Origin of the sequence: Cloacibacterium caeni (assembly GCF_907163125.1) — a bacterium.
Taxonomy (GTDB): Bacteria; Bacteroidota; Bacteroidia; order Flavobacteriales; family Weeksellaceae; genus Cloacibacterium; species Cloacibacterium caeni_B.
This window is the reverse complement of the sequence record NZ_OU015319.1, coordinates 327,740-340,960: the sequence shown is the minus strand read 5'-3', so window position 1 is coordinate 340,960 and position 13,221 is coordinate 327,740. Positions and strand designations below refer to the sequence as shown.

General features: G+C 33.6%; 12 protein-coding genes. 10 read left to right on the top strand and 2 right to left on the bottom strand.

The annotated features are described in order from the left end of the window. The first annotated feature begins 40 nt into the window (after window positions 1-40). Window positions 41-979, top strand: a complete 939-nt coding sequence (locus tag KKQ79_RS01570; protein ID WP_213188666.1) for a sulfate/molybdate ABC transporter ATP-binding protein — start codon at window positions 41-43, stop codon at window positions 977-979. A 305-nt stretch (window positions 980-1,284) separates the two neighbouring features. Here the strand turns inward: KKQ79_RS01570 and KKQ79_RS01565 are convergent, their stop codons facing one another. Continuing rightward, window positions 1,285-1,617: a zinc ribbon domain-containing protein YjdM gene (locus KKQ79_RS01565; RefSeq protein ID WP_213188665.1), complete on the bottom strand. Its 333-nt coding sequence runs from the start codon at window positions 1,615-1,617 to the stop codon at window positions 1,285-1,287. A gap of 24 nt (window positions 1,618-1,641) precedes the next feature. After that, window positions 1,642-2,385, bottom strand: coding sequence for a DUF3575 domain-containing protein (locus KKQ79_RS01560; RefSeq protein ID WP_213188664.1), 744 nt, complete (start codon window positions 2,383-2,385; stop codon window positions 1,642-1,644). A gap of 29 nt (window positions 2,386-2,414) precedes the next feature. Between KKQ79_RS01560 and KKQ79_RS01555 the strand changes: the two genes are divergently transcribed. The 9 genes from KKQ79_RS01555 (at window position 2,415) to KKQ79_RS01515 (ending at window position 13,172) form a co-directional block, all read left to right on the top strand. After that, window positions 2,415-2,864 (top strand): hypothetical protein, encoded by a 450-nt coding sequence (locus KKQ79_RS01555; protein WP_213188663.1) that lies wholly within the window; start codon window positions 2,415-2,417, stop codon window positions 2,862-2,864. Between the two features lie 173 nt (window positions 2,865-3,037). Then, complete coding sequence (locus tag KKQ79_RS01550) at window positions 3,038-4,240, top strand: RsmB/NOP family class I SAM-dependent RNA methyltransferase (RefSeq protein ID WP_213188662.1); 1,203 nt, start codon at window positions 3,038-3,040, stop codon at window positions 4,238-4,240. Window positions 4,241-4,486: 246 nt separating this feature from the next. Then, window positions 4,487-6,157 (top strand): asparagine synthase B, encoded by a 1,671-nt coding sequence (gene asnB / locus KKQ79_RS01545; protein WP_213188661.1) that lies wholly within the window; start codon window positions 4,487-4,489, stop codon window positions 6,155-6,157. Between the two features lie 162 nt (window positions 6,158-6,319). After that, complete coding sequence (locus KKQ79_RS01540; RefSeq protein ID WP_213188660.1) at window positions 6,320-7,195, top strand: carbon-nitrogen hydrolase; 876 nt, start codon at window positions 6,320-6,322, stop codon at window positions 7,193-7,195. Further along, window positions 7,195-8,250, top strand: coding sequence for an agmatine deiminase family protein (locus KKQ79_RS01535; protein WP_213188659.1), 1,056 nt, complete (start codon window positions 7,195-7,197; stop codon window positions 8,248-8,250). The genes KKQ79_RS01540 and KKQ79_RS01535 overlap by 1 nt, the downstream gene beginning before the upstream one ends. 51 nt (window positions 8,251-8,301) lie before the next feature. Beyond that, complete coding sequence (locus KKQ79_RS01530) at window positions 8,302-9,702, top strand: MFS transporter (protein ID WP_213188658.1); 1,401 nt, start codon at window positions 8,302-8,304, stop codon at window positions 9,700-9,702. A 69-nt stretch (window positions 9,703-9,771) separates the two neighbouring features. Next, on the top strand, window positions 9,772-11,229 hold the full coding sequence (locus KKQ79_RS01525) for a sodium:solute symporter (RefSeq protein ID WP_213188657.1): 1,458 nt from the start codon (window positions 9,772-9,774) through the stop codon (window positions 11,227-11,229). Window positions 11,230-11,352: 123 nt separating this feature from the next. After that, the gene (locus KKQ79_RS01520; RefSeq protein WP_069799409.1) at window positions 11,353-12,204 is read left to right on the top strand and encodes a transketolase; all 852 of its coding nucleotides are present in this window, start codon (window positions 11,353-11,355) and stop codon (window positions 12,202-12,204) included. Between the two features lie 20 nt (window positions 12,205-12,224). Continuing rightward, on the top strand, window positions 12,225-13,172 hold the full coding sequence (locus KKQ79_RS01515; protein ID WP_104792343.1) for a transketolase family protein: 948 nt from the start codon (window positions 12,225-12,227) through the stop codon (window positions 13,170-13,172). Window positions 13,173-13,221 lie beyond the last annotated feature (49 nt).

Genomic DNA, 13,221 nt, shown 5'->3' with positions numbered 1-13,221 from the left:
CAAATTTTCAAAAATTCTTTTATTATGCTTATTTTTGTATATGCTTTTGAATGTTAGAAACTTATATTTCGGTTACAAACCCGGAACTTTACTTTTCAGAAATATCAATCTTTCTGTAGAAAAAGGTAAAATTATTGCTTTGGCTGGCGAATCTGGCTGTGGAAAATCTACTCTTCTTAATATTATTTACGGTTTGTTTGATTGGCAAAGCGGCGAAATTTATTTGGAAGACGAAAGACTTTTCGGACCGAAAGGAAACATTGTCCCAGGAGAACTCGGCATGAAGTTGGTTTCTCAGAATTATGATTTAATGCCCTATCTTACTGTGGCTGAAAACATAGGGAAATTTATTTCTAACACCAATCTTTCGGAGAAAAAGCAAAAAATTCAGGAGCTTTTACAAGTAGTTGGACTAGAAGATTACGCGCATGTTTTGCCAAAAAATTTAAGTGGCGGTCAGCAACAGCGAGTTGCGATTGCGAGAGCGCTTTCTGTAATGCCAAAACTGCTTTTATTAGACGAACCTTTCAGTAATTTGGATTATTCCAGAAAAATGGAATTGAGAGAACGTTTGTTTAACTATGCTAAAGAACATGAACTTTCTGTGATGATTTCTACTCACGAAATTCAAGAAATCCTTCCTTGGACTGACCAAATCATTGTACTACAAGAAGGAAGATTGATTCAAAATGACAATGCTGAAGAAACTTTCAGAAATCCTTATAATGCTTATGTAGCAAAACTTCTAGGCGAAGTAAATACCATTTCCGAAGAAGAAAAATCTGTACTCAACGTTTCTAAAAATTATTTCTTTCCGCATCAAGTAAAACTCACCGAAAATGGTTTAGATGCTCAAATTGTAGAAAGCAGATTTGCAGGAAACCATTATTGGAACAAGATTTTAGTTCATAATATTCCGCTTGTTATGTATTCAGAAAACAGATTGGAGGGAAATATTAAGATTGAGATTAAGGATTAGGTAAAGGTAAAGGTTGAGTTTAAAATTCATCGTTTAGAACATCCAACTAAAATTTCATTTTATTTCTAGAAAAATTATTAATTTTGTCTTCCCTGAAAAACGTAAGGAAATTTTTGGTTAATTCTCTTTCTGCCTTGATGGACTGAAATTAGATTCGTTTCATACGAACAATCAAAGTCTTAGAAAAGAACCCTGCCAAATCTTTCCTTTTTTTTATGTATAAAAAAACGCAAAGATAAAATCCTTGCGTTTCATTTTTTTATTACAAATGAAAATCAGAGATTCTCATCTTCGCATTTAAAATATTAAGCTTTCTTCACGAATTCAGACTTCAATGCCATTGCTCCGAAACCATCTATTTTACAATCGATATTATGATCAGAACCTGGTCTTAATCTAATGTTTTTCACCTTAGTTCCAGCTTTTAAAGGTTTTGGTGCGCCTTTCACTGGTAAATCTTTAATGACTACCACAGAATCACCATTTTGCAATTCATTTCCGTTGCTATCGAAAATCTTATCTTCTGCACCTACTTCTGCAGGATCAAACTCATGGAAACATTGGCTGCAAACCAAAAGATTGTCTTGTTCGTAGGTAAATTCGCTGCCACATTTTGGGCAAGGCATTAATTCACTCATTTTTTAATTTTTTGCAAAGATACTTTAAAATCTGTAACCTAAAGAAATCCCTGCTCTTAAACCAGCCCAAGGTCCGTCTACTTTTAGATTGGCACCATTTGCATTTACAGTAGCTTTGTATTTCACCACTGGAATATCTAAGTTGTCTAATTCATCCTGAACTTGCTGTTGCTCAACTGAAGTTAATGTTCTATCTGTAATACCATCTAGATCTCCGGTTGATGTTCCATAATGAGCACCTAAAAACCATGCATCTAAAACGAAATTATCTTTTTTGCCTAAAAACCATTGCGCGCCGATTAACAAACCTGCACTGTGAGCTGTAGAATTTCCTTTGAAAGTAACGTCTACGGTATCATACACTACTCCATTGATTTCCACATCTATGGTTTCTGTAAAATTTGAAACTTTGAAGGTAGAATATCTATAATAAGGAGCTAAATAAAAACCATGACCATAACCTTTTTTTCCTAAATAAAATCTGGTTTCTAAAGTAGCATTGCTTCCACCGAGTTCTACTTCTTCTAAATTCACCTCACTATCATTGGGTAAAAGTGAAGAAAATGGCAATTTACCTTCTGGTATCATTCCATAACTTACAGAAAGTGAAAATGTTTTGGTAAAAACTCTTTCATAATTCAATTGAAAATTCTTAAATGCAAAAGCAGTAACATTAGTTTTGATAATGTTCTTTCTTTGCGTGTCATTTTCCTGAGCATTCATACTTAAACTCAGTAAAAATAATGTTCCTAATAGTAGTTTTCTCATTTATTTTGATTTTCGGCAAATATATTAATTTGATTGAAGATGGAAGAATGGATGCTAGAAGTTTTTGCTTTGATATAAAAATATTCTTAATTTTAAAGAAATTTTTAATCATGAAATACTTTATTTTTATTATCACATTATTCACTTTTATTTCTTGTGATCCTGGTTATGCATATTACATAAGTAATAATTCAGAAAAAGATATTTATGTAATCACAAAACCTCCAATAAAAGTATATGATAAAAATATTTATGGTAGAGAACTAGATTCTGCTATTATTAAACCTAAAGAAACATTTAGAATATTTGGGTATATTGGTTATGGTGGCGGTGAAGATAGTTTTCCTTTTCATCAAATAATTATTAATAAAGAGAATGATTCAATCGTTTTAAAAGATAAAAGTGAAATAAATAAAATATTTAATCAAAATAGAAAGAAAAATTTTTTTTCAGCTACCTATACTTTATATGTTAATTAAAACTATTTCTTCAAATAAATTCTTCACTTCGCTTTGCTAGGTTCAGAATGAAAGCGTTCCAAAAAACCTTTATAAAAACTACTATACTCATTTGTTTGAACTTCCAGCAAAAAAATCCGTATTTTTGCAAAAATTTTAGGTTTAAAATCTAGAATTCATAATTTAATATTCGTATGCAACTTATCCACAGAAATCTACTCATCGGTATTCACGATGCACTACAAGAAACTTTTTTCGAAAAAAATAAATACGCAGATAAAGTTATAGAAAGACTTTTGAAAGCTCATAAAAAATGGGGAAGCGAAGACAGAAAGGTAGTTTCTGAAATTTTCTACAACATTATCCGTTGGAAAAAACGCCTAGAATATTACATTGGAGAAGGCGCAAAACCTAATAACATTTACAGACTTATCCTAGCTTATTTGCTTTGGAGCGAAACAGAATATAAAAAATTCGAAGAGTTTCAAGGAATAAAAGTTGCGGATATTATTACCAAATTGAAGAAAGGAACCGTTCCTACTAAAGCTTTTGAACATTCTATTCCAGATTGGTTGGTAGAAACTTTAGAAAAAGAACTCGGCGAAAATTGGGAAAAAGAAATGATTGCGCTTAATGAACAAGCGCCAACTATTTTACGTGCCAATTCTTTGAAAACCTCAACAAAACACTTAATCGAAGAACTAAAACACGAAAATGTAGAAAGTTTTCAAGTTCCGGGCTTCGAAAATGCAGTACAGTTGGAAGAAAAGAAAAATGTGTTCTTAACTTCAGCTTTTAAAGATGGCTTTTTCGAAGTACAAGATGCTGGTTCACAGAAAATTGGAGAATTTCTAGACGTAAAACCCGGAATGCGTGTAGTAGATGCTTGTGCTGGAGCTGGTGGAAAAACTCTTCACCTTGCTGCTTTGATGGAAAACAAAGGTCAAATCATTGCCATGGATATTCACGGTTGGAAATTAGCCGAACTGAAACGTAGAGCAAAAAGAGCGGGAGCTCACAATATAGAAACCAGAGAAATTACAGATAATAAAGTCATCAAAAGATTACACGAAAAGGCAGACAGACTTTTGATAGACGCACCGTGTTCTGGTTTAGGCGTTTTGAAAAGAAACCCAGATTCTAAATGGAAAATAGACCAAGATTTTATTGATAGAATTAGAAAAGAGCAAGAAACCATTCTTCAAGATTATTCTAAAATCATTAAAAAAGGTGGAAAAATGGTTTACGCCACTTGTTCTATCTTGCCAAGTGAAAACAATGAACAGGTTGAGAATTTCTTGAAAAACAACCCTGATTTTAAATTAGTAAAAGAAGAAAAAGTACTACCAAGTACAGGTTTTGACGGATTTTATATGGCGCTGATTGAAAGAGTTTAAATAAATTACAAAATATAGCTTTTAAAGCAACCTTTTTGTAAGGTTGCTTTTTTTGTTTTTCCAACTTAAAAAAATTCGCATCCTTGTTTCAAAACAAGCGTTTAAATTAAAATATTTCTAAAATAAAATTAATTAGTTAAAATTATTAATCAATTTTAATATTTTATTTTTATTTATAAACTTTAAATCTATTTTTGCATACGAAACGTAAACATTTAATCAACTTTAAAATTATTTATATAAGATATGTGCGGAATTGTATGCTTGTTTGATGCGAAACAAAAAACAGACGCTCTGCGTCCTCAGATATTAGAAATGTCTAAAAAAATTAGACACCGCGGTCCAGATTGGAGCGGAATTTACCAATCAGAAAAAACTGTTTTTTCTCACGAAAGATTAGCAATTGTAGACCCAACTTCAGGGAAACAACCTTTATTTACCAAAGACGGGAAAGTAGTTCTTGCCGTAAATGGTGAAATCTACAACCATCAAGAGCTCAGAAAAGAATTCCCTGATTACGAATTTCTTACTCAGTCTGACTGTGAAGTTATCTTGGCACTTTATAGAAAATACGGCAAAGATTTTATTGAAAAACTCAACGGGATTTTTGCATTTTCGCTTTATGATATCGAAAACGACATTTATTTAATTGCAAGAGATCACATGGGAATTTGCCCGCTTTATCAAGGTTGGGACAAACACGGAAATTATTATGTAGCTTCTGAACTGAAAGCTTTAGAAGGCGTTTGCAATAAAATAGAAACTTTTTTACCTGGGCATTTTGTTTATAGCAAAGACGGACAAGAATTGCAACAATGGTACAAAAGAGATTGGGAAGATTTTGAAAATGTAAAAGACAAAGAAACTAGCATTGCGGCCATAAGAAAAGGCTTAGAAGATGCGGTACACAGACAAATGATGAGTGACGTTCCTTATGGAGTTTTACTTTCTGGTGGACTTGATTCTTCTATTATTTCTGCAATTGCTGCAAAATATGCCAAAAAAAGAATCGAAAGTGGAGACGAACAAGAAGCTTGGTATCCTAGATTGCACAGTTTTGCGGTAGGTTTAGAAGGTTCACCGGATTTAGCGGCTGCACAAAAAGCGGCAGAACACATCGGTTCTGTTCACCACGAAATCCACTTTACCGTTCAAGAAGGTTTAGACGCAGTAAAAGATGTAATTTATCACCTCGAAACGTATGATGTAACCACAGTTCGTGCTTCTACACCGATGTATTTAATGGCGAGAGTGATTAAATCAATGGGAATTAAAATGGTACTTTCTGGTGAAGGAAGCGATGAACTTTTTGGTGGATATTTATATTTTCACAAAGCTCCCAATGCTAAAGAATTCCATGATGAAACGGTAAGAAAACTAGGAAAATTACACTTGTACGATTGTTTGAGAGCCAACAAAGCATTAATGAGTTGGGGAATTGAAGGAAGAGTTCCTTTCTTAGACAAAGAATTTATGGATATTGCTATGACCGTAAATCCAGCGGATAAAATGGTTACTGCTCACGAACCCAAAATTGAAAAATGGTTATTGAGAAAAGCTTTTGAAGATTTGTTACCAGAATCAATTGCTTGGAGACAAAAAGAACAGTTTTCAGACGGAGTTGGTTATAGCTGGATTGACACTTTAAAGGAAGTGGCCGAAAAAGAAGTGACTGATGAAATGATGGCAAATGCAAAATTCCGTTTTCCTCAAAACACCCCTCAAAATAAAGAAGAATACAGATACAGAACTATTTTTGAAGAGCATTTCCCAAGTGAAACCGCTGCTTTAACAGTCCCATCTGTTCCATCAGTAGCTTGTTCTACGCCAATTGCTTTGGAATGGGACGAAGCTTTCAAAAAAATGAATGATCCGAGCGGAAGAGCTGTGATTTCCGTTCATGAAGATTCTTATTAGAAATTGTTATTCAAAATTTGATATGAAGAGAAGTCTGTTCTAAAATTAGGGCAGGCTTTTTTGTAATTTGTAAGACTAAAAACCACAATTTGATTAAGCATTAAAAAAATCATATTTTTGCATAGAATTTGTATCAAAATAGAAATTTAAAAATTCCAAAAAATGTCAAAAGTAAAAGTAGGCACAGTACAAATGACCTGTGTAAAAGATAAAAACGAAAATCTGCAAAAAGCCATCGAAAAAGTAAGAGAAGCTGCTGCAAAAGGTGCTCAAATTGTTTGTTTGCAAGAACTTTTTACATCGCTTTATTTTTGTGATGTAGAAGATTATGACAATTTTGATTTAGCAGAAGCCATTCCTGGACCTTCTACCAATGCTTTGAGTGAAGTTGCCAAAGAATTAGGCGTGGTAATCATCGCTTCACTTTTCGAGAAAAGAGCGCAAGGTTTGTACCACAACACTACCGCAATTTTAGATGCAGACGGAACTTATCTTGGAAAATACCGCAAAATGCACATTCCAGATGATCCAGCTTTTTACGAAAAATTCTATTTCACGCCTGGAGATTTAGGTTATAAAGTTTTTCAAACCAAATTTGCGAAAATTGGTGTTTTAATTTGTTGGGATCAATGGTATCCAGAAGCTTCCAGAATCACCGCATTGATGGGAGCTGATATTATGTTCTACCCTACTGCAATTGGTTGGGCAACAGACCAAGACGAAGAAACCAACCAAGACCAATACAACGCTTGGCAAACCATACAAAGAAGTCATGCTGTTGCAAATGGAGTTCCTGTAGTTTCTGTAAACCGAGTAGGTTTTGAGCAAGATGGCGCTATGAAATTCTGGGGCGGAAGTTTCGTTGCTAATGCTCAAGGTAAATTATTGTATCTCGCATCTCACGACCAAGAAGAAGTAGTAGTTACTGAATTAGATTTATCTCAAACTGATTATTTCCGTAAACACTGGCCTTTCCTGAGAGACAGAAGAATTGAAACTTACAGCCCTATCACCAAAAGATTTATTGACGAAGATTAATGATTGATCTAACAAAAACTCCAAAATCACAAGGCTACGTTTTCCCAGCAGAATGGGAAGAACACGATGCTACTTGGCTTTCTTGGCCTCATAAGGAAGAATCTTGGCCAGGTAAATTAGAAGAAATTTATCCTTATTACTGTCAATTTATTAAAATTCTTTCCGAAGACGAATTCGTGAGAATTAATGTAAAAGACGAGGAAATGAGAAAATTTGCTATGGATTGTATCATGCAAGCTGGTGCAAATCTCGAAAATATTGAATTCTATTTCCACGAAACCAACGATGCATGGTGCAGAGATCACGGTCCCGCTTTTTTGATTAATAAAAATGGTGAAGAACCAGAAAAAGCAATCGTAGATTGGGGTTATAATGCTTGGGGAAACAAATATCCTCCGTTTGATTTGGATGATGTAATTCCTACAAAAATTGGTAAAGAATTTGACATTCCTGTTTTTCATCCAGGAATCGTAATGGAAGGTGGAAGCGTAGAATTTAACGGAAAAGGCACTATTTTGACATCAAAATCTTGTCTTTTGAATAAAAATAGAAATCCTCATCTTTCAAAAGAAGAAATTGAAGAATATCTGAAAAATTATTACGGACAAGAGCAAGTTCTTTGGGTAAGTGACGGAATTATTGGTGATGACACTGATGGACATATTGATGACACCGTTCGTTTTGTGAATGAAAATACCGTTCTTACCGTTGTAGAAGACAATCCAGAAGACGAAAACTACGAAATCTTGCAAACCAACCTCAGAGAATTGCAAGAAATGAAACTTTTAGATGGCTCTCCTTTAAATATTATTGAATTGCCAATGCCAGATCCTGTAATTTGGGAAGACCAAAGATTGCCAGCTTCTTATGCTAATTTTTACATCTCGAACAAGCACGTTATTGTACCAACTTATAGATGTGAGAAAGACGAAAAAGCATTAGAAATCATCCAAAAATGTTTCCCAGAAAGAAAAGTAGTAGGTATAGATTCCACAGAAATTATTTGGGGATTAGGCAGTTTTCATTGTTTAAGCCAACAAGAACCATTAGTATAAACTATCAAAACCTGCAAATTTGCAGGTTTTATTTTTTGTAAATTTGATGAAATGAAAACATCACAGATTGAAAATATAGAAACCACCAAAAAAATTCTTCCATTAATATTGGCTACTGCTATTTTTATGCAAATGCTAGACTCTACTATTCTCAACACCTCTCTACCATCTATTGCAAAAGATTTAAACGAGTCACCGCTCAATATGCAAAATGCCATTATCAGTTATGTTTTGACATTGGCTTTATTTATGCCTGTAAGTGGTTTTTTGGCAGATAAATTCGGGACGAAAAAAGTATTTATTATTTCTTTAATCCTATTCAGTTTAGGTTCTCTTTTGTGTTCACTTTCCCCAAACTTAACTTTTTTGGTGATTGCGAGGGTAATACAAGGAATTGGAGGAAGTTTAATGACACCAGTTGGTAAATTAGCACTTATCAAAACTTTTGACAAAAGTGAATTACTTAAAGCGATGAATTTTGCTATTATTCCCGCTTTAATTGGCCCAGTTCTCGGTCCATTAATTGGAGGTTATATGGTAGATTATCTTTCTTGGCATTGGATATTTTTAATAAATCTACCAATTGGAATTTTAGGAATTGTGCTGAGTGTAAAATATATGCCAAATTATTTTTCTAAAATCATAGATTTTGATTTTAAAGGTTTTCTATTTTTTGCAGCCGCATCTTTGTTGCTTTCCATCTCACTAGAATGGATGGGAAACGCTAAAAATATAACTCCTGTTCTGTTGGTATTTTTAATGGGTTTTATTTTTATTTATCTCTATTACAGACACGCCAAAAAAGAAGAAAATCCCATTTTTCCTTTAGAATTATTCATGGTAAGAACCTTCAGAGTAGGATTTTTAGGAAATCTAGCGACGAGATTAGGCATAAGCTCAATTCCGTTATTAATTCCTTTGATGATTCAAATTGCTTACGGACAATCTGCAGTAGTTTCTGGCTGGATTGTAGCACCTATGGCGATTACAGCCATGTTTGGAAAATCTGCCGTTATTAAAATCCTGAATCGTTTTGGTTACCGAAAAACATTGATGTTCAACACTTTTCTTATTGGCACACTCATTTGTTTAATGGCAATCCCTGGAATTAATACGTCTATTTATTGGTTTATTCCTTTAATTTTGGTTTTAGGATTTTTTAATTCTATTCAATTTACCTCTATGAATACTATTTCTATTTCGGATTTACGAGATAGTCACACGAGTAGTGGAAACTCTTTAATTTCTGTAAATCAACAAATTGCCATAGGATTTGGAATTGCATTTGGTTTAATCATTTTAAAACTTTTTGAAGGTGATACGCAACTTATCAAAGGAAATATTCACAATGCATTTCGATACACTTTTTTGGTGATGGGAATTCTCACCATTTTGTCTGGTTTTGTTTTTAGAAGACTTCATTTCAGAGATGGCGATAATATGAAATCTTAAAATCTTTCCTTGAAATAACTTTCTGAAAACGCTAAAAAAACTATATTTGCTCAACTTAAAATCAAATCAATGAATCCAGTTTTTGTAGGAGTAATTTTATCCGTTTATTTTCTGGCGCTACTTGGCGTTTCTTACTACACTTCTAGAAATGCAAATAACCAAACATTTTTTATAGGAAATAAAAATTCTAACTGGCTTTTAGTAGCTTTTGGAATGATTGGCACTTCCCTTTCTGGAGTAACATTTGTGTCGGTTCCTGGAACGGTAGGAACAGGTGGTTTTACTTATTTTCAAGTAGTCTTAGGTTATTTTTTAGGATATTTTGTAGTGGCATTTGTCTTACTTCCTTTGTATTACAAACTGAAACTTACTTCTATTTACACTTACCTCAACGAAAGATTTGGGTTTAATTCTTACCAAACTGGCGCTATCTTTTTCATTATTTCTAGAACTTTAGGCGCCACTGCTCGTTTATATTTGGTTATCAACATTTTAGACTTGCTTATTTTCCATAATGATATTACTAAAGCTACCGATATTTCTTGGAGTTTTGTTGCCATTTCTGTCGCTATTTTATTAATGATTTTAGCTTATACTTTTAAAGGTGGCGTGAAAACTATCGTTTGGACAGACACTTTGCAGACCGTTTTCATGTTAGGAGCGTTGCTTATTACTGTAGGTTATATTCTTACCAAAATGAATTTAGGAATTGGCGAAACTTGGTCTCAATTTCAAGGTTTGGGTTATGATAATATGTTTGTTTTAGATATTAATTCTAAAGATTTTTTCTTAAAATCAATTCTCGGAGGAATGTTCATTACCATTTCTATGACAGGTCTTGACCAAGAAATGATGCAAAAAAATATTTCCATCGAAAAATTAGGAAATTCACAGAAAAACATGTTCACTTTTTCGGTGGTTATGGTGATTGTAAATTTCATTTTCCTTTTTATGGGCGGACTTCTTTATATGTACGCTGCTCAAATTGGTGTAGATGCAAAAGGAGACGATTTATATCCTATTTTAGCGTTTCAAAAAATGTCACCCATTATTGGCGTGGTTTTCATTATTGGACTTATTTCTGCGCTTTTTCCTTCTGCAGATGGTGCAATTACAGCACTTACTTCTTCTTTTTGTATTGATATTTTAGGCATCAACAGAAATCAAAAATCAGAACTTGAAAATTCTAAAACCAGAAAAATAGTTCACCTAACGTTTACTTTAATTTTCTTGATTTTAGTTATTATTTTTAAAGTTATCAATGACAAATCCATCATTGGCTTAATTCTAAAAATCGCAGGATATACTTATGGTCCACTTCTTGGCTTATTCGCATTTGGAATTCTGACCAAACATCAGATTAAAGATAAATTGACACTTTGGGTTTGTTTAGCGGCGCCCATTATCACTTATGCACTAAGCACTTATCTAGAAAAAGCAGAATACGCCTACCAAATAGGAATAGAAGTCTTAATTATTAACGGCATCATCACCTTTTTAGGACTTTGGCTCATCAGAAAGAAATAAATTTTAAAAAATTCGGTAAATCATTGCCGAATTTTTTTATTTCAAAAAGTAAGAAATCTTTTCATTTTTAATTCTTTCATGCCCCTTAAATTTAGTAAATTTGCAAAACTTATTTTATAAATCATGAGTAAATCTATTGAAGAGTTAAAAGCTCAGGCAACACAAATCAGAAGAGACATTTTAAGAATGGTTCATGCCGTAAATTCAGGACACCCAGGTGGAAGTCTTGGCTGTGTAGAATACTTTACAGCGCTTTATGGCAAAGTAATGAACTACAAACTCCCTTTCTCTATGGAAGGAAAAGGAGAAGATCATTTCTACCTTTCTAACGGTCACATTTCTCCCGTTTTCTATTCTACATTAGCAAGAAACGGTTTTTTCCCAATTTCTGAACTTTCTACTTTTAGAAAATTAAATTCTAGATTGCAAGGTCACCCAACTACACACGAACATTTAGAAGGCATCAGAATGAGTTCTGGCTCTCTTGGCCAAGGTTTATCTGTAGGAATAGGAGTAGCTTTAGCTAAAAAATTAGATGGAGATTCATCTTTAGTGTACACACTTCATGGAGATGGAGAATTACAAGAAGGACAAATCTGGGAAGCATTAATGTTTGCTGCTGCTAAAAAAGTAGACAACTTAATTTCTACAATAGATTATAACGGAAGACAAATCGATGGTGATACAGATGATGTATTATCTCTAGGAGATTTAAATGCTAAATTAAGAGCTTTCGGTTGGGAAGTTTTAGAAGAGAAAAACGGCAACGATTTAGAAGCGGTAATAGCAGTTTTAGAACATGCAAAATCTAAAACAGGAAACGGAAAACCAGTGGCCATCATTCTTCATACAGAAATGGGACAAGGTGTAGATTTTATGATGGGTTCTCACTCTTGGCACGGAAAAGCTCCGAATGATGCTCAGTTAGAAAGCGCTCTTTCTCAACTTTATGTAGAAACCGAAGCAGATTATTAATTCTTCTAAATTTAATACACATGAAATTTACATACACAGAAAAAAAAGATACAAGAAGCGGTTTTGGAGCAGGTTTAGCTGAGTTAGCAGACAAAAATCCAAATGTAGTAGCACTTTGTGCTGACTTAATCGGTTCTCTAAAAATGGAGAAATTCATAGAAAAAGCTCCAGAAAGATTTGTACAAACAGGTATTGCAGAAGCAAATATGATGGGTATTGCTGCGGGTTTAGCAACTGCTGGTAAAATTCCTTTCGCAGGAACATTTGCTAACTTTGCTACTTCTAGAGTTTTAGACCAAGTTCGTCAATCTATCGCTTACTCTAATAAAAATGTGAAAATTGCTGCTTCTCACGCTGGTTTAACTTTAGGAGAAGACGGTGCAACTCACCAAGTTTTAGAAGACATTGGTCAAATGAAAATGTTACCAGGAATGGTTGTAATTAATCCTTGTGATTATAACCAAACCAAACAAGCTACTCTAGCTGCGGCTGAATATGAAGGTCCAGTTTATTTAAGATTTGGTAGACCTGTAGTTCCTGTTTTCATTCCAGAAGATATGCCTTTCGAAATTGGTAAAGGAATTTTACTTCAAGAAGGAAAAGATGTTACGATTGTAGCAACTGGACATTTAGTTTGGGAATCTCTTCTAGCTGCTGAAGAATTAGAAAAAGAAGGAATTTCTTGTGAAGTGATTAATATTCACACCATTAAACCTTTAGACGAAGAAATTATTCTAAAATCTGTAGAAAAAACGGGTAAAATTGTTACTGCAGAAGAGCACAATTACTTAGGTGGTTTAGGTGAATCTGTAGCAGGAATGTTATCTAGAAAAAGACCTACTCCACAAGAATTTGTTGCTGTAAATGATACTTTCGGAGAAAGTGGAACTCCAGCAGAATTAATGCATAAATACGAAATAGATGCAGAAGCTGTAGTAAAAGCGGTAAAAAGAGTTTTAGCAAGATAATTTAACTTATCATACCATATAAAACAACCCTAGAAGTTTTTCTAGGGTT

Excerpts from the sequence above, each read along its gene's own strand:
- asnB (WP_213188661.1), top strand. The coding sequence starts at position 4,487 with ATGTGCGGAATTGTATGCTTGTTTGATGCGAAACAAAAAACAGACGCT.
- KKQ79_RS01530 (WP_213188658.1), top strand. The coding sequence starts at position 8,302 with ATGAAAACATCACAGATTGAAAATATAGAAACCACCAAAAAAATTCTT.
- KKQ79_RS01535 (WP_213188659.1), top strand. The coding sequence starts at position 7,195 with ATGATTGATCTAACAAAAACTCCAAAATCACAAGGCTACGTTTTCCCA.
- KKQ79_RS01565 (WP_213188665.1), bottom strand. The coding sequence starts at position 1,617 with ATGAGTGAATTAATGCCTTGCCCAAAATGTGGCAGCGAATTTACCTAC.
- KKQ79_RS01520 (WP_069799409.1), top strand. The coding sequence starts at position 11,353 with ATGAGTAAATCTATTGAAGAGTTAAAAGCTCAGGCAACACAAATCAGA.
- KKQ79_RS01550 (WP_213188662.1), top strand. The coding sequence starts at position 3,038 with ATGCAACTTATCCACAGAAATCTACTCATCGGTATTCACGATGCACTA.
- KKQ79_RS01515 (WP_104792343.1), top strand. The coding sequence starts at position 12,225 with ATGAAATTTACATACACAGAAAAAAAAGATACAAGAAGCGGTTTTGGA.
- KKQ79_RS01540 (WP_213188660.1), top strand. The coding sequence starts at position 6,320 with ATGTCAAAAGTAAAAGTAGGCACAGTACAAATGACCTGTGTAAAAGAT.
- KKQ79_RS01560 (WP_213188664.1), bottom strand. The coding sequence starts at position 2,385 with ATGAGAAAACTACTATTAGGAACATTATTTTTACTGAGTTTAAGTATG.
- KKQ79_RS01525 (WP_213188657.1), top strand. The coding sequence starts at position 9,772 with ATGAATCCAGTTTTTGTAGGAGTAATTTTATCCGTTTATTTTCTGGCG.
- KKQ79_RS01570 (WP_213188666.1), top strand. The coding sequence starts at position 41 with ATGCTTTTGAATGTTAGAAACTTATATTTCGGTTACAAACCCGGAACT.